Origin of the sequence: Sphingomonas sp. PP-CC-3A-396 (genome assembly GCF_004343105.1) — a bacterium.
GTDB lineage: Bacteria > Pseudomonadota > Alphaproteobacteria > Sphingomonadales > Sphingomonadaceae > Sphingomonas.
On sequence record NZ_SLYF01000001.1, the window covers coordinates 384,592 to 406,537 of the forward strand.

A 21,946-nucleotide genomic window follows, 5' to 3' on the forward strand; every position below is an offset into this window, starting at 1 on the left:
GGGAACGGCGATAACCGAGCGCAGTGCCCCGTTATTTCCACCTTTCCAATTGGGCCCCGGCCTTCGCCGGGGTGGTGACTAGTACCAAATAGTGACGTTCCCCGAAATTGTTCTCCCGCGAAGGCGGGAGCCCAGACTGGGTCCCCGCCTTCGCGGGGAAACATGCTGTCTTCGTTTCTCTTGGCAAGCGACGGATCGAATATCAACGCCCGCCGTAGCGCAGCCCCACCCAGATTGTCCGCGGCGTGGCGCGCTCGACGATGTTGGCGCCGCTGATCCCTGCCTCGACGCGCTCGTTGAGGAAATTCTCCGCCCGAAACTCGGCAACCAGCGAGCGCAGGATCGGCAGCGCGGCATAGGCATCCAGTGTCGTCGCGGCCCTAAGCACCCGCGTATTCTGGTCGTCGTCGAACTGTCGGCCGACATGCCGCACGGTCAGCGACAGCGCCGCAGCATCGTGCCGCCAGTCGACCGTCCCCGACACTTGGTCGCGCGGGGTCTGCGCTGGTCGCAAGCCGTCCAGAGCGGCGGTGATCCCCGAACCCTCGACCTTCGAGTTCGTGTGCGACCACGATGCTTGCACGCCCAGCGGACCCGGTCGATACGACGCATCCAGTTCGAAGCCATGCGCGCGGATCCCATCGAGGTTCTGGCGGACGCGGTAGGTGGCGACCCCGGGCAGCACCTGCGGCGGGTTGGTCGTCGTGACGTTGGCAATCGCGTTCTTCAGCCGGTTGTAGAAATAGGTCGCGGCGATGCTCACGCCCGGTGCCGGCGTCAGCGTGACGCCACCCTCGACCCCGGTCAGTCGCTCCGGCGACAGCAACGCGTTCGCCGCGGTCGCGTCGTTGCCGACCCGGAACGGGCGGTACAGTTCGTTGAGCGTCGGCAGTCGCCATCCGCGATAGCCGGCGGCCCGCAGCGTGACCGCCTCGATAGGCTGATACGCGACGCCTGCCCGCCCGGTAGTCTCGCTGCCGTCGCGGTTCGCGTAGCGCAGGTCGGTCAGCGCCGCGCCGGTCGCGAGCGGCCGTTCCGTCAGATAGCCGCCATCGATCGACCACCAATCGACCCGCCCACCTAGGCTGAACGTGAGGTAGCCCGCGACGAGGCTTCCATCGGCGAACACGCCGGTCGTCGTCGTACTCCCGCCAGCTTCCCGCCGCCGCGTCGGCGCCGCGTTGACGAACGTATAGAGCTCCTGCGTCTTGCCGCTCACGTCGCGGATATCCGCGCCCAGCCTGAGCGTGATGCTCTCGCCCAGCGGCGGTGCGATCTCGATCCGCCCGCCAAGCCCTGTCGCCGGCGTATTGTACTGGTTCAGCGACTGGATCGCGGTCGTGCGCGCGGCAGTGATGCTGTTGAAGCTGCTCGCGAACGCGCGCGTCTGCAGATACGCCAGCGCCGAATAGCCCCACGCGCCCCGCCCGATCAGCCGGATGCTCGCATCGGCCCCCTCGCTCTTATTCGCGGTGAAGTCGCTCCCCCGGTCGCGCCGATCGGTGAACGCGCTCGCATTCATCTGCAATTCGGTTTTCGCGCCGATCCCGACGACGGTCCGCAACGCGCCCGACGCCTGCTCGTATGGCGCGGCCCGATCGACGATCCCGCGGCTCTCCGCGACGGTCGGCGTAAAGCCGTCACCGCGCGCGTACGCGCCCGACACGGTCGCAAACCCCGACCCGCGCACCAGCGCCGCCGACCCTTGCGCATCGACCGAATCGCGGCTGCCATAGGCGACGCTGCCCTGGAACGGTGTCAGGTCGTCAGGCGTCGCGCTCTCCAGTTCGACCGTCCCGGCCAGCGCGCCCGGTCCCTGATAGCCGCTGCCACCGCCGCGCGTCACGCGGATGCGCCCTAGCCGCCCCGTCGCATAGGCCGGGAATGCGACCCAGCCGCCGAACGGATCCGCCTGCGGCACGCCGTCGAAGATCAGCAGCGCGCGACTGGAGGCGTTGCCGCCAATCCCGCGCAGCGAAATCCCCTGGCTGGTCGGGTTGGCACTGCGCGAATCCGAACGACGAAACTGCTGCAACCCGGCGACGTCGGCCAGCACGCTCTCCAGCCGGTTGCTCGCATTCGCCTGGATCCGGTCGCGCCCGATCGTGACGATCGAATAGGCGCGGTCGCCGGGTGCGTCGGCCAATCCGCGCCCGGTCACGACGATCTCGGCCGGACTGTCGGCGGCGCGCGGCGGCACGTCGGACTGCGCAAGCACGGCGCCAGGCAACAGCAGGGCGCTGGATGACAGGATAGCGGTGGCGGAAATCGAGAAGCGGATCATCCGTGCCGCATGACAGCTTTTCACGATACCGGAAGGTCGGAAACGCCCGGACAGCAAAAAGCCCCGCTAACCCAGAGGTTAGCGGGGCTTTCTATGGTGGGCGTGGCAAGGATTGAACTTGCGACCCCTGCGATGTCAACACAGTGCTCTACCACTGAGCTACACGCCCGCCGGAGGGCTCCACTAGCCGCGCTTATCGCGGGGTGCAAGCGCTCAATGCATGCCGGTGACATTATCCATCTCGAACAGCCGATCGACCTCGGCGACGAGGTCGCGCAGGTGGAACGGCTTCGACAGGACGCGGGCCTGCGGCATCGCCCGCCCGGCCTTCAGGGTGACCGCCGCAAAACCGGTGATGAACATCACGCGCAGGTCCTTGCACATCTCGCCGGCCTTCTGCGCCAGTTCGATCCCGTCCATCTCGGGCATCACGATATCGGTGAGCAGCAGGTCGAACGTCTCGGTCTCGAGCAGCGGAATCGCCGCGGTCCCGCGGTCCACGGCGGTGACGGCATACCCAGAGCGCTCGAGCGCCCGCGTCAGATATTCGCGCATGACCTGATCGTCCTCGGCCAGCAGAATTCGCAACATCGATCTAAAGTCCTGTTTTCACGCGTACATTGACGCGCTTTCCCTACGCGCAAAGTGGTTAACATTTCCAGATCGATTGCCCGTTCCGACGCGTCGCCCTAGCGTGCTCGCCATGTCATCGCCCCCCTTCGAGCGCTTGCCCCCTTTCGAACACCAGGATACCGCGCCGCCGACCAGCCCGGTCGTGATCTCCGTACCCCATGCCGGACGCGACTATCCGCTCTCGCTCAAGACCGCGTTGCGCGTACCGCTGGCGGCGCTGCTCCCGCTCGAGGACCGGCTGGTCGATGCGGTGGCACGGAGCGCGCGGACGGATCAGGCGATGATCATCCAGCGTCGCGCACGTGCCTGGATCGATCTCAACCGCGGTGAGGACGAACGCGACGCCCAACTCGACGAAGGCGCGCGATCGATCCCGCCCGCGCAGCAGTCCGCCAAATTGCGCAGCGGCCTTGGCTTGGTGCCGCGCCGCGTCTCGGGCGCCGGCGACCTGTGGGCGCGCCGCTTCACCGATGCCGAAGTGACCGCGCGGATCGTCGACGACCACCGGCCCTATCACGCGGCGATCGCGGCGGCGTTGCAGGCAGCGTATGCGCGGTTCGGGGTGGCGGTGCTGCTCGACGTGCATTCGATGCCCCCGCTCGGCCCTGGTGGGACGCGGATCGTGCTCGGCGACCGGTTCGGCCATGCCGCTGCGCCGCGCTTCGTCGACCGCGCCGAAACGGTCTGCACCGCGCATGGCTTTTCGGTCGCGCGCAACACGCCCTATGCGGGCGGGCACATCCTCGAACGCCACGCCCGCCCCGACCTGGGCATCCACGCGATCCAGCTCGAGCTCGACCGCACAATCTATCTCGATCGCAAACTGCATGCACCGGGTGCCGGTTTCGCGCGGGTGGTGGATATGGTGGGCGCGATGCTTGCCGGGCTTGCCGACGAGGCCCTTTCGACACCGCTTGCCGCGGCGGCCGAATAGGCCTCGCCTGATTCCAACTGGCAGGCCGATCAGTCGGTCAACGCATCGAGCAACGCCTCGACCTGCGCGGCACGCTCGACCGGATCCGCCACCGCCCGTTGCGCGATCCAGCGGCCGTTCTTCTCGACCAGATCCTCAAGCGGCGCGTCGGCGCGACGGTCGTTCGGGGTGAACGCGATCGCGGCAGGACCGGCGTCGATCCGCCGGATACCCGCAACACAGGCGCGCAACCGTATCCGCGCCAGCAACAGCAGCCGACGCGCCGAATCGGGTACCACCCCGAAGCGATCCTCCAGCTCCGCTTCGAACTGGTCGAGCGCCGCGACGTCCTCCAGCCGTGCCAACCGCCCGTAGAGCGACAGGCGCACCTCCTCCTCGGGTATCCAGGTGTCGGGCAGGCTGCCGCCAACCCCGAGGTGCAGGTCGGGTACCCAGTCGTCGACCGCCTCCCCCCGCGCCAGCCGCAACGCACGGCCAAACAGATGCTGGTACAGGTCGATCCCGATCAGCTTCATATGCCCCGCCTGTGCCTCGCCGACGAGGTCGCCCGCACCGCGCAGATCGAGATCGCGTGCGCTGATCGCGAAGCCTGCGCCGAGCCGGTCGAACGCCTGCAACGTCCGCAGCCGCTTCAGCGTCGCCTCGGCGATCGTCGCATCGCCGTCGGTCAACAGCATCACCTGCCCCCGTCGCCCGCCGCGCCCGACCCGGCCACGCAACTGATGGAGCTGTGACAGGCCGAACCGGTCGGCGTGATGGACGATCATCGTGTTGGCGCGCGGCACGTCGAGCCCCGCCTCGATGATATTGGTGGCGAGCAGCACATCGCCGTCGCCGGCCGCAAAGCCGACCATTGCCTCATCGATCTCGGCCGCAGGCATCTTGCCATGCGCCTGGACGAGCCCGAGTTCGGGCACCAGCTTGGCCAGCTTTGCGGCGAGCGGCGCCATGTCGTCGATCCGCGGCACCACGACGAAGCTCTGCCCGCCGCGCGCGCGTTCGCGCCGAAGCGCAGCGCGGACGGTGGCATCGTCGAAGCTGGCGACCGCGGTGCGGATCGGCTGGCGGCGCGCGGGCGGGGTGGCGATCACCGACATGCCCTGAAGCCCGATCATCGCCGATTGCAGCGTCCGCGGGATCGGCGTCGCGCTGAGCGTCAGCACGTGACCGGCCCCGAGCGTATGCAGCTTGGTCTTGTCGGCCGCCCCGAACCGCTGCTCCTCGTCGATCACGACCAACGCGAGATCCTTATAGGCGACTCCCTTGCCGGCGATCGCCCCGGTGCCGATGACGACGCCGATAGAACCATCCGCGAGCCCCGCCTTCACACGCGTCTTTTCCGTCGTGCTCGACAGGCGGGACAGCCCGGCAACGGTGATGCCGGTCCCTTCGAAGCGCCGCGCGAAGGTCTCGATATGCTGCCGCACGAGCACGGTCGTCGGCGCGGCGATCGCGACCTGTCGGCCCGACAAGGCAACCGCCGCCGCCGCGCGCAAGGCGATCTCGGTCTTGCCGTAACCAACATCGCCGATCACCAGCCGGTCCATCGGCTTGCCGCTGGCCAGATCCGCCAGCGTGGTCGTGATCGCGCGTGCCTGATCCGGGGTCTCGGTGAACGCGAAGCCGGCGGCGAAGCGTTCATAGGCCGCGCGGTCGGGGACGATCGGGTCAGTGGTGCGCGCCGCGCGCTCCGCCGCGATCGCCGCAAGATCACGCGCGCTTTCGGCGATCGCCGCATCGATCGCGCCACGTCGCTTCTGCCACGACGAACCGTCCAGCGCGTCGAGCGTCACCGCGTCGGCATCCGCGCCATAGCGCCAGATCCGGTCGGCTTCCGCCACTGGCACGAGGCGGCGACCGTCCTTCGCATAGCCCAGCACGATCGCGTCGCCGCCCGCATCGGGCAGCGCCTCAAGCCCGCGGACGATGCCGATACCGAACTCCTCGTGGACGACGACGTCGCCGCACCGCAGTTCGCTCGACAGGCCGGCCAGCGCGCCAAGGCCGCTTGCACCGATCTCGTCGCCGCGGGCGCGGCCGCCGAGTAGGTCGGCGCCCGCGATGACGGTAACGCCGGGCGCCACGAAACCACGGTCGATCGGCGCGACCAGCAGCATCGCGGTGCCGGGCTTGGCCGCGGCGATGTCGGACCATCGCTCGATCGCCGTGAACGCGATCTTGGTACGATGCTCGAGCCGCGGCTGGAGGAACCGCAGGTCGCGCGGCGAGCCGACCAGCACGAAGCGCGAATCGGCAAGCACGTCGCGCGCAAGCTTGGCAAACGCGCGGGCGGGATCGCGGTGCTCGACGAAACGGGGCGACGGCGCGTCGCCCGGATCGATCGCGACCATGTCACGCTTGGCGACCGCCGCGTCCCATGACCAGGTCGCAACCAGATCGGCACTGGCTTTGCGACGCGGCAGGCCATCGGCGGCAAGATCCATAAACCGCGCGCGCCGGCGATCGACGCCGGGGTCGCACGCGATCGCCGCGTCGGGGAGATGCGCGAGGAGGGCGACCCCCTTCTCGACCACGGGCTCGGTCGCGCGGCCAACCTCGATACAGGCGATATCGGCCGATCCCAATTGCGAGACGGGATCATATTCGCGCAACGCGGTGATCCGGCCCTCGGCAAATTCGATACGGATGGGGGTCGCACGATCGGCGGGGAAAATGTCGATGACGTTGCCGCGCACCGCGATCTCGCCCGGCTCGTCGATCCGATCGTCGACGATGTAACCGATCTCCGCTGCGGTCGCCGCGAACGCCTCGACGTCGATCGCATCGCCTACCGCGAGCCGCGGCGGGGCGGCGTCGAACATCGCCGGCTCAGGGTAGCGCACGGCGGTCGCCTCAGCGGTAGTCACCAGCAGGATCGGTCCGGTATCGCCCAAGGTCGCCGCGCGCACACGACGCAAGGCCGCCACGCGCAATCCGACATTGGCCGGCGAGGCGGGCGCGTCGTCACCGGGTAAGGCATCGCTCGACGGCAACTGGACGACCACCGCGTCGGGCACCAGCGCCGTGGCGATCGCCGCAATATCGGTCGCGCGCTGATCATCCAGCGCGACGTAGACAAGATCACCCTGTGCGAGCCGATCGGCGATTGCCGCCGCGATCGCCGCAGGGGGCGCTGCAAGGGGCGCGGCCGGTATGATGCCGGTTTCGGTCTCGGCCTGACGGCTGGTTTGAAGCACACGCATTCCTCTCGCTGGTCCGAACTGAACGAGACGCATCGACGCGTGTTCCTACGACGCTATCCTCGATCAGTGCGTTTGCCGGTGGATGCTGCCGATGCGTGTCGCTGTCGGGGTGCTCGACGCGGTCGGTGCTGGACATCGAAGATTTGTCGTATAATTCCGGCGATCAATACCGTTGCATCGCGACGGGAGTGAGGTGGCGAACATGACGTCTTTCATCGCGGTCGACTGGGGCACCTCGAACCGCCGCGCGTTCCGGATCGAGGCGGGGCTCGTCATTGCCTCGGAACGCGACGATCGTGGCGCAGCGACGGTCGCGCCTGCGGACTATGCGGCCGAGGTCATGGGCATCCGCGACCGGCTTGGCGACCTGCCGATGCTCCTCGCGGGGATGGTCGGATCAACCATTGGCTGGCGTAGCGTACCGTATGTCGCAGCGCCCGCCGGGCTCGCCGAGATTGCCGCAGGGCTCCACCGGATCGACGACCGGACCGCGATCGTACCGGGGCTGTCCTACCGCGACGGGTTGCATGCCGACGTGATGCGCGGCGAAGAGGTGCAGTTGCTCGGCGCGGTCGCTGCCGGGCTGGTGCCCGCCGACGCACTGCTGTGCCAGCCCGGCACGCACTGCAAATGGGCGACGATCGAAGCGGGCGCGATCACCCGCTTCACCACCGCGATGACCGGCGAACTCTTCGCGCTGTTGCGGACGCACGGCATCCTCGCCAGCCAGCTCGGCCATCCGGTCGAACCCGGTGCAGCGTTCCGCGACGGCGTCACGGAGGGCGCGAAACGCGATCTCGCCGCCAGCCTATTCGCGATCCGCGCGCGCGGCGTGCTCGGGATCGCCGACGACGCGCATGCCGCGTCGTTCGCGAGCGGTCTGCTGATCGGGGCGGATACCGCCGCGCGGATCGAGCGCGGCACGACGGTGCACATCCTTGCCGACCCGGCCCTCGGCGCACTCTATGCCAGCGCGATCGATGCGCTGGGCGGCACCTCGCACCATATCGACAGTCAGGCCGCGTTCGTCGCCGGCATCACCCGCATCCAGGATCTTGCAGCATGACCACGCACCGCCAAGCTTTCGACGACGCCTTTGCGAAGTGCCCGCTGATCGCGATCCTGCGCGGCGTGAAGCCGGAGGAGGTCGAGGCGATCGGCGAGGCGCTGGTCGAGGCGGGGTTCACGATCCTCGAAGTGCCGATGAACTCGCCTCAGCCGCTCGACAGCATTGCCCGCCTTGCGCGCACGCTGAAGGGCCGCGCGGTCGTCGGGGCGGGCACGGTGTTGCGTGTCGAGGATGTGGAGGCAGTCGGCGCGGCCGGCGGCACGCTGATCATCGCGCCCAACGCGAATGTGCGGGTGATCGCGGCGGCGGCGGAGCGCGGCTATGTCGCGCTCCCCGGCATCGCGACGCCGACCGAGGCATTCGCGGCGCTGGAGGCAGGTGCTGCGGCACTGAAACTCTTCCCCGCCGAGGCCGCGAGCCCCGCCGTGCTGAAGGCGATGCGCGCCGTCCTCCCCAAGGATACGCGCGTTCTGCCGGTCGGCGGAGTCGTGCCGGAGATCATGGCCGAGTGGCGCAAGGCGGGGGCCGCCGGCTTCGGTCTGGGCTCGGCGCTGTATGCGCCGGGGATGACGGCAGCGGATGTCGGCGCGCGGGCGCGCGGGTTTATGGCGGCGTTGAAGGCGGAGTAGCGCCGTACCGGTTGGCGTCGCTGAAACTGGGCGTAGCATACGCTAGGCCGCGCACACCCGTTCGTCACCCCAGCGAAAGCTGGGGTCTCCTGGTTCGGGTCTCCCGCGCGACAATAGAGATACCCCAGCTTTCGCTGGGGTGACGGAGGGGGCAACCGATTGGGGCTCATCATGGACCCGCTATCGTCTTCCCGCCGCGTTGGGTTTAGGGCGGCGCGATGATCTTCGCCGACCAGGACCGAGACCTCGCCAAGCTGGCCGCCGCCGACCGATATCGATCGCTCCGCCCGCGCACCGGCATCGACTTCGCCTCGAACGACTATCTTGGGCTCGCCGGGTCGGACCGCCTGCGCGCCGCGATGATCGAAGCCTTGTCGAGGGGCGTACCGGTCGGCTCGGGCGGCTCGCGGCTTTTGCGCGGCAACGCGCCCGAGCATGAAACGCTGGAAGCGGAGGCCGCGCGGTTTTTCGGGACCGAGGCGGCGCTGTTCTTCGCCAGCGGCTACATCGCCAACACGATCCTGTTCGCGACATTGCCCCAGCGCGGCGACTTGATCGTCCACGACGCACTGATCCATGCCAGTGCGCATGAAGGCATGCGTCTCACACGGGCGACCTGCGTTAGCGCGGCGCACAATGATGCCGATGCGTTCGAAGATGCGATTACCGCATGGCGTGCGACGGGTGGCACGGGCCGCGTATGGATCGCGGTCGAGAGCCTCTACAGCATGGACGGCGACCGCGCGCCGCTCGCCGATCTCGCGCAGGTCGCGGACCGCCATGACGCCATCCTGCTGATCGACGAAGCGCATGCGACCGGCGTGTTCGGCACCGATGGCCGCGGCCTTGCCGAGGGACTCGACGGGCGCGCGAACGTCATAACGCTGCGAACCTGCGGCAAGGCGCTCGGCTGCGAGGGCGCGCTGTTGTGCGGGCCGGCGGTGATGCGCGAATTCATCGTCAATCGCGGCCGCGGGTTCATCTTCTCGACCGCACCGTCACCACTGATGGCGCTGGCGGTCGGCGAGGCGTTGCGGATCATGGCCGACGAACCCGCGCGGCGGGACCAGCTGTGGGGCCTGATCGCGACGGCGGAGCGAATGCTGGCGCCGCACGGTGTGGCGGCGACCGGGTCGCAGATCCTGCCACTGGTACTCGGCGATGCGGCACGGACGATGCGTGTCGCGAGCGCGATCCAGGCGGCGGGGTTCGACGTGCGCGGCATTCGGCCGCCGACCGTGCCCGACGGGACGTCGCGGTTGCGGATATCGTTGACCTTGAACGCCACCGCGGCAGATAGCGCGGCTTTGGGAATGGTAATGGGAAAGGCGCTGCAATGACGATCGTGGTTACCGGAACGGACACCGATATCGGCAAGACCGTGTTCGCCGCGGGCCTGACCGCAGCGCTCGGCGCGCGCTATTGGAAGCCGGTGCAGGCTGGGCTCGCGGATGGCAGCGATGCGGCTTCGGTCGTTACCTTGGGCGTTCCCGCAGACCACGTCCTGCCCGAAGCCTACCGGCTGACCACGCCGTGCTCGCCACATCTCGCCGCCGAGATCGATGGTGTGACGATCGATCCCGACCGGCTCGCGCTGCCCGAAGTCGATGCCCCGCTGGTGGTCGAGGGCGCGGGCGGCGTGATGGTCCCGGTGACGCGCGACCTGATCTTCGCCGACCTGTTCGCGCGCTGGGGCAAGCCGGTGGTGCTCGTCGCGCGCACGGGGCTCGGCACGATCAACCACAGCCTGCTCTCGATCGAGGCGTTGCGGAGCCGCGGCGTACCCATCCTCGGCATTGCGTTCGTTGGCGACGCGGTCGAGGATAGCGAGGCGACGATCGCCGCACTCGGCAAGGTCCGGAGGCTCGGCCGCCTGCCCCGCCTCGATCCGTTGAACGCCGCGACGCTGGCCGCGGCGTTCGCCGCGAATTTCGACCTGGAGGCGTTCCGGTGAGTGACTCCCCCGTCTGGCATCCGTTCACGCAGCACGGCCTGCGCGAGCCGATCCCGCTCGTCACGCATGCCGAGGGCGCCGCACTCTACACCTCGGATGGCCGGCGGATCGTCGATGCGATCTCGTCCTGGTGGGTGACCACGCATGGCCATGCCAACCCGAAGATCATGGCGGCGATCGCGGAGCAGGCGGGCAAGCTCGACCAGATCATCTTCGCCGGCTGGACGCACCAGCCTGCCGAGGACCTCGCGCGCGGACTGACCGCGATCATGCCGCCCGAATTGACCCGCGTGTTCTTCTCGGACTCCGGCTCGACCAGCGTCGAGTGCGCGCTGAAGATGGCGCTCGGCTATTGGCTCGATCGCGGCGAGGATCGCCACCGTATCCTCGTGATGGAGCATGGCTATCACGGCGACACGATCGGCGCGATGTCGGTCGGCGCGCGCGGCGTGTTCAACAGGGCGTACGAACCGCTGTTGTTCGACGTCGGCACGATCCCCTTCCCCGCCGCCGGGCTCGAACAAGCAACACTTGATGCGCTCGAGAAGGCTTGCGCCGCGCACCCGGCCGCGTTCATCGTCGAGCCGCTGCTGCTCGGCGCGGGCGGGATGCACATCTATCCAGCTTACATCCTCGCCGAGATGCGGCGGATCTGCGCTGCGCACGACGTGCTGTTCATCGCCGACGAGGTGATGACCGGCTGGGGCCGCACCGGCACCTTGCTCGCCTGCGAACAGGCCGGCGTGGTGCCCGACATCCTGTGCCTGTCGAAGGGGCTGACCGGCGGCGCGATCCCGCTCGCGGTGACGATGGCGACCGAGGCGATCTACCAGGCGCATTACGGCACCGACCGCGCGCGGATGTTCTTCCACTCGTCGAGTTACACCGCCAACCCGATCGCCTGCGCCGCCGCCAATGCCAATCTCACGATCTGGCGCGAGGAACCCGTGCGCGAGCGGATCGCCGATCTCGCCGCACGCCAAACCTCGCGACTGGAGGCACTTGCCGAGCATCCTCGCATCGCCAATGCGCGCCAGATCGGCACCATCACCGCGGTCGAGCTGCGCGGCGAAGACGGCTATCTTTCGCAGATAGGTCCGCGTCTGCTCGCCTTCTTCGGCGCGCGCGACCTGCTGCTCCGGCCGCTCGGCAACACCGTCTACGTCATGCCGCCCTATTGCATCGACGATGCCGATCTCGATCGGATCTACGCGGCGATCGGCGAGGCGTGCGACGTGCTGGGGCAAGACTCCTGACGTTTTTGCTGCGGTGCAGCAACAAATGATGTACGTCCCACGTTGAGATAAGATCGCGGCCGAGTACGCCTTGCGACGAAAGGCTCGATTCACGTGAGAAACATCGCCGACACCATCGCTCGCATGGCCCGCGCCGGGGCCCCTACGCCGCGCACTACGGCGCCCAGCCGCCTGACGCCGTTGATCGAGTTCGGGACCAATCCGGGGGCCTTGCTCGGGTACGCCTATGTGCCTGCCGACCTTCCTGCGGACGCGCCGTTGGTCGTCGTCCTGCACGGCTGCACGCAGACCGCGGCGGGCTATGATCATGGGTCGGGTTGGTCGCAGCTTGCGGATCGCGCCGGCTTCGCGCTGCTGTTTCCCGAACAGACGCGCGCGAACAATCCCAATCTCTGCTTCAACTGGTTCGCCTCCGAAGACACCGCGCAAGCAGGCGGTGAAGCCGAATCGATCGCGCAGATGACCGAGACGATGATCGCACGCCACGGCCTCGATCGCAGCCGCGTGTACGTTACCGGGCTGTCGGCGGGCGGCGCGATGACGGTTGCGATGCTCGCCACGCGACCCGATTTGTTCGCGGGCGGGGCGGCGATCGGCGGGCTGGCCTACGGCACCGCGACCGGCGTGTCGCAGGCGCTCGACCGGATGCGCGGGCATGGCGATACGAGCGATACGGCTTTGATCGACAAGGTTCGCAGCGGCGCGCGCGGCCATGACGGGGCGTGGCCGACGCTGGCGATCTGGCACGGCGGCGCGGACGCGACGGTCAGCGTCGCGAATGCGGACACGATCGCGCGGCAATGGCGCGGTATCCACGGCGTCGATGCGAACGCGGTACGCACGGAACGCGTCGGCACCGCCGTCCACCGGATCTGGTCGGACGCGCAGGCGCGCGACGTGGTCGAGGACTGGACCGTGCCGGGCATGGGTCACGGCACGCCGATCGATCCGTTGCGCGGCGAGCGTCTGGGGGCCGCGGGGCCGTTCATGCTCGATGTCGGGATTTCGAGCACGGCGGTGATTGCGAAATCTTGGGGGCTGGTTGCGGCGGCGAAGGCGGAGACTGCGGCAAAGTCAGTGCCGATCGAACGCGTCGCGAAGATGGCGATCCCGGTCTGGTCGAAGCCCGCGGCGAAGCCTCGGCCGGAGCCCCCTGCCGGTATCCAAGCTACGATCGAGAACGCCCTCCGCGCCGCCGGGTTGATGCGGTAGCGTTCCGGCTGAGAGCACCGATACGGTCGACAACGCCGTTTCTTCGAGGTCAGGATTTGCCACCGGTCACCCCCTGCAAAGCTTTAACCGCTGCATAGCCGTCGCCTCAAAATATCCGTCACCCCAGCGGAAGCTGGGGTATCCCACGGGGCAGATGACAATCGCCACGACGATGATATCCCAGCTTTCGCTGGGATGACGGAATTGGCGTAACACGCGTCTTTTTAAGTCACGCGGTTACTCGATCGTCCCCGTCACCCGTCACAAGCCGGATCGCCGCATCGATCCTCCCCCTTGCGGGGGAGGATTGGTTGCTCCGGCAGCGACGCAGCGTCCCCATACGATGATCGACTTGCCGCCCAACCCGGGTAAAGCCGCTACATGACCTCGCCCCCGCCCCGCCCCTGGCGCACAGAATTCGCCGCCACGCTGAAGCTCGCCTGGCCGCTGGTGGCGACCAATCTCGCGCAGGCGCTGGTCGGTGCGACCGACGTGGCGATGCTGGGGCGGCTCGGGCCCGATACGCTGGCGGCGGCGACGCTTGGGCTGAACCTCTACCTCGTCTTTCTCGTCTTCGGCATGGGCCTCACCACTGCCGCGGTCCCGATGATCGCGCGCGAGCGGGGTGCGCGGCCGCATGCGGTGCGCGATATCCGGCGGACCGTGCGCCAGACCATATGGGTCGCCGCCACGCTCTGTATCCCGTCGTGGATCGTGCTGTGGAACGCCGAAACGATCCTCGTCCACCTGCTCGACCAGGATCCGAAGCTTGCACACGAGGCGGCGAGGTTCGTCCGCGCAGTGATGTGGGGGATGCTGCCGAGCCTCGCCTTCCTCGTGCTGCGCGCGTTCGTCGCCGCGCTCGAAAAACCGGCCTGGTCGCTGGTGGTGATGGTCGGGCTGCTAATCGTCAACGCCGGGCTCAACTGGCTGCTGATCTTCGGTCATGCCGGCCTGCCCGCGCTCGGCCTGCTTGGATCCGGCACCGCGAGCAGCATCGCCAACGGCCTCAGCTTCGTCGCGATGGCCGCCGTGATCGTCTACGCAAAGCCGTTCCGCCGCTATCGCCTGCTCGGCCGGTTCTGGCGCGCCGACTGGCCGCGATACCGTGCGGTGTGGACGCTCGGCCTGCCGATCGCGATCACGCTCGGGTTCGAATCGACCGTGTTCATCGCCGCGGTCTTCCTGATGGGCCTGCTCGGGACCGTGCCGCTCGCCGCGCACGCGATCGCGATCCAGATCGCCAGCGTCACCTTCATGGTCCCGCTCGGCATCGCGCAAGCCGCCACGATCCGCGTCGGTCTCGCGACCGGACGCGGCGACCGCGCGGGGATCGGCCGTGCAGGCTGGGCGGCGTTCGCGATCGGCGAAGGCTTCATGGTGCTCACCGCCGCGTTGCTGATCCTCGCGCCGCAACTCCTGATCGGCATCATCCTCGACGTCGATGCGCCTGCGAACGCGCCGGTCGTCGCGCTGGCGATCTCGCTGCTCGCGGTGGCCGCGGTGTTCCAGGTGGTCGACGGCGCGCAGGTGATCGGCGCGGGGATGTTGCGCGGGCTCGGCGATACGACGGTGCCGATGATCTTCGCGGCGATTGGCTATTGGGGGATCGGCATCGGTGTCGGCGCATGGCTCGCATTCGGGCGCGGCTGGGGCGGGGTGGGGATATGGACCGGACTTGCGACCGGTCTGGCGGTGGTTTCGGTGCTGATGATGGCGCGATGGCACGCCCGCGAGCGGCTCGGCCTCGGTTGAGGCTCCACTGGCCCCGTTTCGCACTTATGACGGTACCGTTAACTCGTTGAGTGCGTTAACATACATTGCATCACGGGAGCCTAACATGTCCGACCAAGACCGTATCGTCGCGATCGGGCTCCTCACGCAGCGCGACGTCTTCGCGCTCGGCCACGATCTGTCACGCGTCTATCCGATCGACGAAGTGCCTTGCTTCGGCGCGCTGCTCGGGGCGATCGACGATGCCGACCGCGCGTTCCACCGCGCGCACGACGCCCGCCAATCGCTTGCCAATCCGCCGATCACGGTCGCAACATCGGCGCGATAGCGGCGTTCGACACCCGCTACCTTAGCGGAGATCGATCATGACGCATTTGCCCACTGAATTACTGCTGCTCGGCTGGTCGACGGTCCTGTTGTTCGCGTACGTCATGATCCAGGGGCAAACCGCCACGCGCGACCGCGGGCTCGACTGGAACGCGGGGCCGCGCGACGGCGAGCAGAAGCCGCTCGGCGAGATGGCGGGCCGCGCCGAACGCGCGCTCAAGAACTTCCAGGAAACCTACCCCGTGTTCGTCGCGCTCGCGCTGGGGCTGGCGGTGACCGATCGCACCGGCGGGCTCGGTGCGATCGGCGCATGGCTCTGGTTCGGCGCGCGGATCGCCTATATCCCGCTGTATCTGTTCGGCATCAAATATGTCCGCAGCCTGTGCTGGATGGTATCGATCCTTGGCCTGCTGCTGATGCTGATCCGCTTCCTTTAGGGCTCAAAGCGTGCGGATAATCGCCGAGAAGTCGAGGCTACCCTGCCCGGCCTCGGCGAACGCCTCGTAGCGCTCGGCGGCCTTCGCGCCCATCGGCGTATCCGCGCCGACATCCTGCGCAGCGGCCATCGCGAGCCGCAGGTCCTTGAGCATCAGCGCGGTCGCGAAACCGCCCTGATAGTCGTGATCGGCGGGGGTATCGGGGCCGATACCCGGCAATGGCGCATAGGTGGTCATCGACCAGCTCTGGCCCGAGGACACGCTGGCGATATCGTAGAAGGCCTGTGCGTCGAGCCCGAGCTTTTCCGCCAGCACGAACGCCTCGCAGGTCGCGATCATCGTCGCCCCGAGGATCATGTTGTTGCAGATCTTCGCCGCCTGCCCCGCGCCGTTCGCGCCGGCGTGGATGACGGCCTTGCCCATATCGGCGAGGATGGCGCGCGCCCGGTCGAACGCCTCGGCCGAGCCGCCGACCATGAAGGTGAGCGTGCCCGCATTGGCAGCCCCGATCCCGCCCGACACCGGCGCGTCGACCGCGGCGAGGCCCTTGGCCTGCGCGGCGGCGGCGACCTGCTTGGCGGTGGCGACGTCGATCGTCGAGCAGTCGATCAGGATCGCGGACGGAGGGGCGACGCCGAACAGCGTGTCGTAGACTTCGGCGACATGCTTGCCGGCGGGGAGCATCGTCACGATCGCCTCGGCGCCATCGGCGGCTTCGGCAGCGGACGCGACCGGCAGGCAGCCAGCGGCCTTCGCCTTGTCCAGCGCGTCGGCGCTCAGGTCGAACGCGCGAACGTCGTGGCCCTTCTTTGCGAGGTTCGCCGCCATCCCGCCGCCCATGTTGCCGAGCCCGATGAAACCGATCCGTGCCATTGCTTATCCTCTTTAACGATCGTCATCCCAGCAAAAGCTGGGATCTTTATGGGGCTAGCGTTTCGACCGCCAACGGGGAGACCCCAGCCTTCGCTGGGGTGACGGGGTTGATACGGACGTTTGTCGGGTCACTTCCCCGTCCAGGTCCCGGCGCGCTTCTCGACGAACGCGGCCATGCCTTCGCTCTGGTCCGCCGTCCCGAACAGCCCGTGGAACAGCCGCCGCTCGAACTGGACGCCCATCGCGAGCCCCGTCTCGAACGCCGCGTTGACCATTTCCTTGTTCGCCAGCACCGCCAGCGGCGCCATCGCCGCGATCGTGGTCGCCGTCTTCACCGCCTCCTCGACCAGATCGTCCGCCAGCACGATCCGCGACACGAGGCCAGCGCGCTCGGCTTCGGCGGCGTCCATCATCCGCCCGGTGAGGCACATCTCCATCGCTTTCGCCTTGCCGACCGCACGTGTGAGGCGCTGCGATCCGCCCATCCCCGGCGACACGGCGAGCTTGATCTCGGGCTGGCCGAACTTGGCGGTATCGGCAGCGAGGATGAAGTCGCACATCATCGCCAGCTCGCACCCGCCACCGAGCGCATAGCCCGCCACCGCCGCGATCACGGGTTTGCGCGTCCGCGTGAAATTCTCCCAGCCGGCGAAGAAGTTGCTCGCATACATGTCGGCGAAGCCCTGCGACTGCATCTCCTTGATGTCCGCCCCGGCCGCGAACGCCTTGGCGGAACCGGTCAGCACAGCACACCCCTGCGACGCGTCCGCATCGAACGCGGCAAACGCGGCGATCAGGTCGGCGAGCACCTGCGAATTGAGCGCGTTGAGCGCCTGGGGCCGGTTCAACGTGACAAGCGTGACGCCACCGCGCTGCTCGACCAGGATCGTTTCGTAGTCGGCCATTCAATCTCTCCTATCCCGTCACCCCAGCGGAAGCTGGGTCTCTCGATAATGATGAGACCCCAGCTTTCGCTGGGGTGACGTGTGTTCTTTCTACTCAGCCCGGCGTCCACGCCTCATGCTCCGGCAACGGCGCGAAGATCTGGTCGATCACGTGATCGGTCACAGCCTCGGGCGTCGCCGGATCCCAGCGCGGCGCGTTATCCTTGTCGACGATTACCGCGCGCACGCCCTCAATGAAGTCATGCCGCTGCACGACATGCGCGCCAACCGCATATTCCTGCCGCATCTCGTCCGCGAAACTCGCCATCCCCGCGCCCTCGTGGAGCAGCCGGAGCGACACCTTCATCGTCTGCGGCGACTTGGTCTTCAGCGTCGCGAGAGTCTGAGTCGCCCACTCCCCACCATCGGCGTCGAGCGCGGCATAGATCTCCTCCAGCACGTCTGACGCGAACAGCCGGTCGATGTCATCCTTGCGCGCCAAGATCTTCGCGTCGGGTGCCGACGTGGCCAATGCGTCCAACACGCCCGCGATATCCTGCGGCGTCTCCGCGATCCGTGCCTTAGCGGTATCGAGCGTATCGCTCGCGAGAAAATGCGTCGCCAACCCGAGCGCGAGACACTCTGCACCATCGAGCCGGTGCCCGGTCAGCGCGAGATACTGCCCGATCCGCCCCGGCAGCCGCGACAGATACCAGCCGCCGCCAACGTCCGGGAACAGCCCGATCCCCGTTTCCGGCATCGCAAACTTGGTGTTATCGGTCGCAACCCGGAACCGGCACGGCAGCGCTAGCCCGACGCCGCCGCCCATGGTGATCCCGTCCATGAACGCGACGATTGGCTTGGCATAGGTGAACAGCCGGTGGTTCATCCGATACTCGGCGTGAAAAAACACCCGCGCCTCGACGCCATCGGTCGCGCCCGACGCGGCGAGCATGCGGATATCCCCGCCAGCACAGAACCCGCGCCCCTCGGCATGATCGACGACGATCGCCTCGACCGCCGCGTCGCCACGCCACGCTTCCAGCGCCTCCAGCACGCCTTCGCACATCGCTAGGTTCAACGCGTGCAGCGCCTTCGGGCGGTTCAACCGAATCCGGCCGACAGGCCCTTTACTCTCGACGATCAGATCATCGGTCACGCGTTCACCTCCCGAACATCATCTCCGCGCCTCTGCGCCTCTGCGCGAACAAGAAACTTTTTCGCGCAGAGGCGCAGAGGCGCGGAGCAGAAGAAAGACTTGAAGCTGCGCGGACTCACTGTCGGGTCAGTTCGCGACCGACGATCATCCGCATCACCTGGTTCGTGCCCTCGAGGATCGAATGCACGCGCAGGTCGCGCCAGAAGCGCTCGATCGGATAGTCCTGCAGATACCCGTAGCCGCCATGCAGCTGCAACGCGCGGTCGACCACCGACGAGCCGGTATCCGTCGCCAGCCGCTTCGCCATCGCCGCGAACTTGGTCTTGTCGGGCGCGTTCGCCGTCACCTTCGCCGCCGCGATGTAGAGCAGCGCCCGCGCCGCCTCCAACTCGGTCGCCATGTCCGCCAGCATGAACTGCGTGTTCTGGAAATCGGCGATCGCCTTGCCGAACTGTTTCCGGTCCTTGGTATAAGCGATCGCCTCGTCGAGACACCGCTGCGCGCCGCCGAGCGAGCACGCGCCGATATTCAACCGCCCGCCATCGAGCCCCATCATCGCGATCCGAAAGCCCTCGCCCTCGCCGCCGACCATGTTCGCGGCCGGTACGCGGACACCGTCGAAGATCACCTGCCGCGTCGGTTGCGAATGCCAGCCCAGCTTCTTCTCGTTCGCGCCGAACGACACGCCCGGCATGTCCTTCTCGATCACCAGGCAGGAGATGCCCTTAGGCCCGTCCTCGCCGGTGCGGACCATGGTGACATACACCTCGTTCTCGCCAGCACCCGAGATGAACTGCTTCGATCCCGTCACGATCCAGTCGTCGCCATCACGCACGGCGCGCGTCTTGAGCGCAGCCGCGTCGGAGCCCGAGCCCGGCTCGGTCAGGCAATAGCTCGCGAGCCGGTCCATCGTCACCAGATCGGGGAGATACTTGTCCTTCACCGCGGCCGACCCGAACCGGTCGATCATCCACGCCGCCATGTTATGAATGCTGATGAACGCGGACGTCGAAGGGCACCCGTACGACATCGCCTCCATGATCAGCGCGGCTTCCAACCGCCCAAGCGCGATCCCGCCGCTTTCCTCGCTGACGTAGATCGCCGCGAAGCCGAGTTCGGCCGCCGCCTTGATCGTCTCGCGCGGGAAGATGTGCTTCTCGTCCCACTCGGCCGCATGCGGGGTGATGCGGTCGGCGGTGAAACGGCGTGCCAGCTCCTGGATCTCGCGCTGGTCGTCGGTGAGGTCGAACTGGTTGGTCATCGGACTTTCCTGAATCGTCATACTGCGTCCGTCATACTGGGCTTGACCCAGTATCCAGAGCGGCGAATGCTGATGCTCGTGGCTCTGGATACTGACTTTCGTCAGGATGACGGGGTGGGGGGAATGATATGGCTAGACAACCCGCGGTCTATATCATGGCGAGCTGGCGTAACGGAACGCTGTACATCGGCGTAACCTCCGACCTGATGGCACGGATCGTTCAGCATCGTGAGAGCGCGTTCGCTGGGTTTACTAAGCGATACGCGGTTAACCGGCTGGTGTGGTTCGCAATGGCCGACACGATGGAGGGGGCGATCACGCGCGAGAAGCAGCTCAAGGTCTGGAAGCGCTCGTGGAAGATCGAGCTTATCGAGACCGACAATCCTACGTGGCGCGATCTGGCCGAAGACTGGGGTTTCGATCCCCTCCCGTCATCCTGACGAAAGTCAGGATCCAGAGTCAAAAGCGTCGCGCTCCGTAACTCTGGATCCTGGATCAAGTCCAGGATGACGGGATCCGGGGATGGCAAACCACTCACCCCATCGTCGGGATGACGAACGCGTCGTTGTTGCGCGCCGGACCGCCATCCTCGGCCATCGCCGGCAATGCAGACCCATCCGGCCAGCGCTGCGTGATCGTCTTGACCTTGGTCCAGAACTTCACGCCCTCCATGCCGTGCTGGTTGGTATCGCCGAACGCCGAGCGCTTCCACCCGCCGAACGTATGATACGCGACCGGCACCGGGATCGGCACGTTGATGCCCACCATCCCGACGTTCACCCGCGCCGCGAACTCGCGCGCCGCGTGACCGTTGCGCGTGAAGATCGCGACGCCGTTGCCGTATTGATGCTCGCTCGGCAGGCGCACCGCCTCCTCGAAATCGGCGGCGCGGACGATCTGGAGCACCGGCCCGAAGATCTCCTCCTTGTACGCCGACATCTCGGTCGTCACGTGATCGAACAGCGACGGCCCGATGAAGAAGCCCTTCTCGTGCCCCTGCAACGCAAACCCGCGCCCGTCGACGACCAGTTCCGCGCCCTCATCGACGCCGGTCTGAATCCAGTTCTCGATCCGGGTACGATGCGCCGCGTTCACGACCGGGCCGTAGTGCGCGTCGTTGTCGGTCGACACGCCGACCCGCAAAGCCGCGATCGCCGGGATCAGCTTCTCGCGCAGCGCGATGGCGGTCTTCTCGCCGACCGGCACCACCACCGGCAGCGCCATGCAGCGCTCGCCGGCGCTCCCGAACGCCGCGCCCGACAGGTCGGCGACGACCTGGTCGAGGTCCGCGTCGGGCATGACGATCCCGTGGTTCTTCGCGCCACCCATCGCCTGGACGCGCTTGCCCGCCTCGACGCCGCGACGGTACACGTAATGCGCGATGTCGGACGAGCCGACGAAGCTGACCGCCGAGATCGCCGGATGATCGAGGATCGCATCGACCATTTCCTTGTCGCCGTGGACGACCTGGAAGATCCCCTCGGGCAGCCCCGCCTCGACGAACAATTCGCCGAGCCGCACCGGCACCGACGGATCGCGCTCGCTGGGCTTGAGGATGAACGCGTTGCCCGTGGCGATCGCGACGCCCGACATCCACAGCGGGATCATCGCCGGGAAGTTGAACGGCGTGATGCCCGCGCCAATGCCTAATGGCTGGCGCATCGAGTACACGTCGATCCCCGGCCCGGCACCCTGCGTGTATTCACCCTTGAGGATGTGCGGGATGCCGCAACAGAACTCGATGACCTCGAGCCCGCGCTGGATGTCGCCCTTCGAATCCGCGATCACCTTGCCGTGCTCGGACGACAGCAGGCGCGCGAGCTCCTCCATGTTCGCCTCGACGAGCCGCTTGAACTCGAACATCACGCGAGCACGCCGTTGAGGGTTAGTCGCGGCCCAGCCCGGCTGTGCCTTCTGCGCGGCGGCGACGGCGCGGTCCAGATCGGTCGCGCCCGACAGCCGTACCCGCGCCTGCACCTCGCCCGAATTCGGGTCGAACACGTCGCCGAAGCGCTCGGCCGTGCTGGCCGCACCGCTCACGAAATTCTCGATCGTCCGCATGGGCATCCTCTTCTAGTTATCCGCACCGTCGGCCAT

The 21,946-nt window shown here is 67.5% G+C and carries 19 protein-coding genes and 1 tRNA gene; 11 read left to right on the plus strand and 9 right to left on the minus strand.

Going from position 1 to position 21,946, the window contains the following annotated elements:
* Window positions 1-202: 202 nt before the first annotated feature.
* From C8J40_RS01760 to C8J40_RS01770, 3 genes are all read right to left on the minus strand, one after another.
* Window positions 203-2,284: a TonB-dependent receptor gene (locus tag C8J40_RS01760; RefSeq protein WP_132895525.1), complete on the minus strand. Its 2,082-nt coding sequence runs from the start codon at window positions 2,282-2,284 to the stop codon at window positions 203-205.
* Window positions 2,285-2,378: 94 nt separating this feature from the next.
* Window positions 2,379-2,453, minus strand: a tRNA-Val gene (locus tag C8J40_RS01765).
* Window positions 2,454-2,497: 44 nt separating this feature from the next.
* The gene (locus C8J40_RS01770) at window positions 2,498-2,875 is read right to left on the minus strand and encodes a response regulator (protein ID WP_055881295.1); all 378 of its coding nucleotides are present in this window, start codon (window positions 2,873-2,875) and stop codon (window positions 2,498-2,500) included.
* A 112-nt stretch (window positions 2,876-2,987) separates the two neighbouring features.
* On the opposite strand from C8J40_RS01770, the gene C8J40_RS01775 reads away from it, so the two are divergent.
* Window positions 2,988-3,851, plus strand: a complete 864-nt coding sequence (locus C8J40_RS01775) for an N-formylglutamate amidohydrolase (RefSeq protein ID WP_132895526.1) — start codon at window positions 2,988-2,990, stop codon at window positions 3,849-3,851.
* A gap of 29 nt (window positions 3,852-3,880) precedes the next feature.
* Here the strand turns inward: C8J40_RS01775 and C8J40_RS01780 are convergent, their stop codons facing one another.
* Window positions 3,881-6,970 (minus strand): helicase-related protein, encoded by a 3,090-nt coding sequence (locus C8J40_RS01780; RefSeq protein WP_243693186.1) that lies wholly within the window; start codon window positions 6,968-6,970, stop codon window positions 3,881-3,883.
* A 286-nt stretch (window positions 6,971-7,256) separates the two neighbouring features.
* Between C8J40_RS01780 and C8J40_RS01785 the strand changes: the two genes are divergently transcribed.
* The 9 genes from C8J40_RS01785 (at window position 7,257) to C8J40_RS01825 (ending at window position 15,672) form a co-directional block, all read left to right on the plus strand.
* Window positions 7,257-8,120, plus strand: a complete 864-nt coding sequence (locus tag C8J40_RS01785) for a 2-dehydro-3-deoxygalactonokinase (RefSeq protein ID WP_132895528.1) — start codon at window positions 7,257-7,259, stop codon at window positions 8,118-8,120.
* Window positions 8,117-8,752, plus strand: coding sequence for a 2-dehydro-3-deoxy-6-phosphogalactonate aldolase (locus C8J40_RS01790; protein WP_132895529.1), 636 nt, complete (start codon window positions 8,117-8,119; stop codon window positions 8,750-8,752). Before C8J40_RS01785 ends, C8J40_RS01790 begins: the two co-directional genes overlap by 4 nt.
* A gap of 218 nt (window positions 8,753-8,970) precedes the next feature.
* Window positions 8,971-10,092 carry an 8-amino-7-oxononanoate synthase gene (locus C8J40_RS01795; protein WP_132895530.1) on the plus strand — a complete coding sequence of 374 codons (1,122 nt, stop codon included), beginning with the start codon at window positions 8,971-8,973 and terminating at the stop codon, window positions 10,090-10,092.
* Window positions 10,089-10,706 carry a dethiobiotin synthase gene (gene bioD, locus C8J40_RS01800; protein WP_132895531.1) on the plus strand — a complete coding sequence of 206 codons (618 nt, stop codon included), beginning with the start codon at window positions 10,089-10,091 and terminating at the stop codon, window positions 10,704-10,706. Before C8J40_RS01795 ends, bioD begins: the two co-directional genes overlap by 4 nt.
* Window positions 10,703-11,962 (plus strand): adenosylmethionine--8-amino-7-oxononanoate transaminase, encoded by a 1,260-nt coding sequence (locus tag C8J40_RS01805; RefSeq protein ID WP_132895532.1) that lies wholly within the window; start codon window positions 10,703-10,705, stop codon window positions 11,960-11,962. The genes bioD and C8J40_RS01805 overlap by 4 nt, the downstream gene beginning before the upstream one ends.
* Before the next feature lie 123 nt (window positions 11,963-12,085).
* A complete protein-coding gene (locus tag C8J40_RS01810) occupies window positions 12,086-13,174 on the plus strand; it encodes a PHB depolymerase family esterase (RefSeq protein ID WP_132895828.1) in 1,089 nt (362 codons plus the stop codon).
* A gap of 381 nt (window positions 13,175-13,555) precedes the next feature.
* The gene (locus tag C8J40_RS01815; protein WP_132736267.1) at window positions 13,556-14,929 is read left to right on the plus strand and encodes an MATE family efflux transporter; all 1,374 of its coding nucleotides are present in this window, start codon (window positions 13,556-13,558) and stop codon (window positions 14,927-14,929) included.
* Window positions 14,930-15,014: 85 nt separating this feature from the next.
* Window positions 15,015-15,236: a hypothetical protein gene (locus tag C8J40_RS01820; RefSeq protein ID WP_132736270.1), complete on the plus strand. Its 222-nt coding sequence runs from the start codon at window positions 15,015-15,017 to the stop codon at window positions 15,234-15,236.
* A gap of 37 nt (window positions 15,237-15,273) precedes the next feature.
* Entirely contained in the window at window positions 15,274-15,672 is a 399-nt protein-coding gene (locus tag C8J40_RS01825; protein WP_132895533.1) for an MAPEG family protein, read from the plus strand.
* A gap of 3 nt (window positions 15,673-15,675) precedes the next feature.
* Here C8J40_RS01825 and mmsB read toward each other — a convergent pair whose 3' ends face one another.
* The 4 genes from mmsB to C8J40_RS01845 all read right to left on the minus strand — a co-directional run bounded on the left by mmsB (window position 15,676) and on the right by C8J40_RS01845 (window position 19,849).
* Window positions 15,676-16,545, minus strand: coding sequence for a 3-hydroxyisobutyrate dehydrogenase (gene mmsB, locus C8J40_RS01830; protein ID WP_132895534.1), 870 nt, complete (start codon window positions 16,543-16,545; stop codon window positions 15,676-15,678).
* A 128-nt stretch (window positions 16,546-16,673) separates the two neighbouring features.
* On the minus strand, window positions 16,674-17,450 hold the full coding sequence (locus tag C8J40_RS01835) for an enoyl-CoA hydratase (RefSeq protein ID WP_132895535.1): 777 nt from the start codon (window positions 17,448-17,450) through the stop codon (window positions 16,674-16,676).
* 94 nt (window positions 17,451-17,544) lie between these two features.
* Complete coding sequence (locus C8J40_RS01840; protein ID WP_132895536.1) at window positions 17,545-18,588, minus strand: enoyl-CoA hydratase/isomerase family protein; 1,044 nt, start codon at window positions 18,586-18,588, stop codon at window positions 17,545-17,547.
* Window positions 18,589-18,703: 115 nt separating this feature from the next.
* Window positions 18,704-19,849 carry an acyl-CoA dehydrogenase family protein gene (locus C8J40_RS01845; protein ID WP_121885542.1) on the minus strand — a complete coding sequence of 382 codons (1,146 nt, stop codon included), beginning with the start codon at window positions 19,847-19,849 and terminating at the stop codon, window positions 18,704-18,706.
* Window positions 19,850-19,977: 128 nt separating this feature from the next.
* Here C8J40_RS01845 and C8J40_RS01850 point away from each other — a divergent pair, with 128 nt between their 5' ends.
* Window positions 19,978-20,289, plus strand: a complete 312-nt coding sequence (locus tag C8J40_RS01850) for a GIY-YIG nuclease family protein (RefSeq protein ID WP_132895537.1) — start codon at window positions 19,978-19,980, stop codon at window positions 20,287-20,289.
* Between the two features lie 94 nt (window positions 20,290-20,383).
* Here C8J40_RS01850 and C8J40_RS01855 read toward each other — a convergent pair whose 3' ends face one another.
* On the minus strand, window positions 20,384-21,910 hold the full coding sequence (locus tag C8J40_RS01855; RefSeq protein ID WP_132895538.1) for a CoA-acylating methylmalonate-semialdehyde dehydrogenase: 1,527 nt from the start codon (window positions 21,908-21,910) through the stop codon (window positions 20,384-20,386).
* Between the last annotated feature and the right edge of the window lie 36 nt (window positions 21,911-21,946).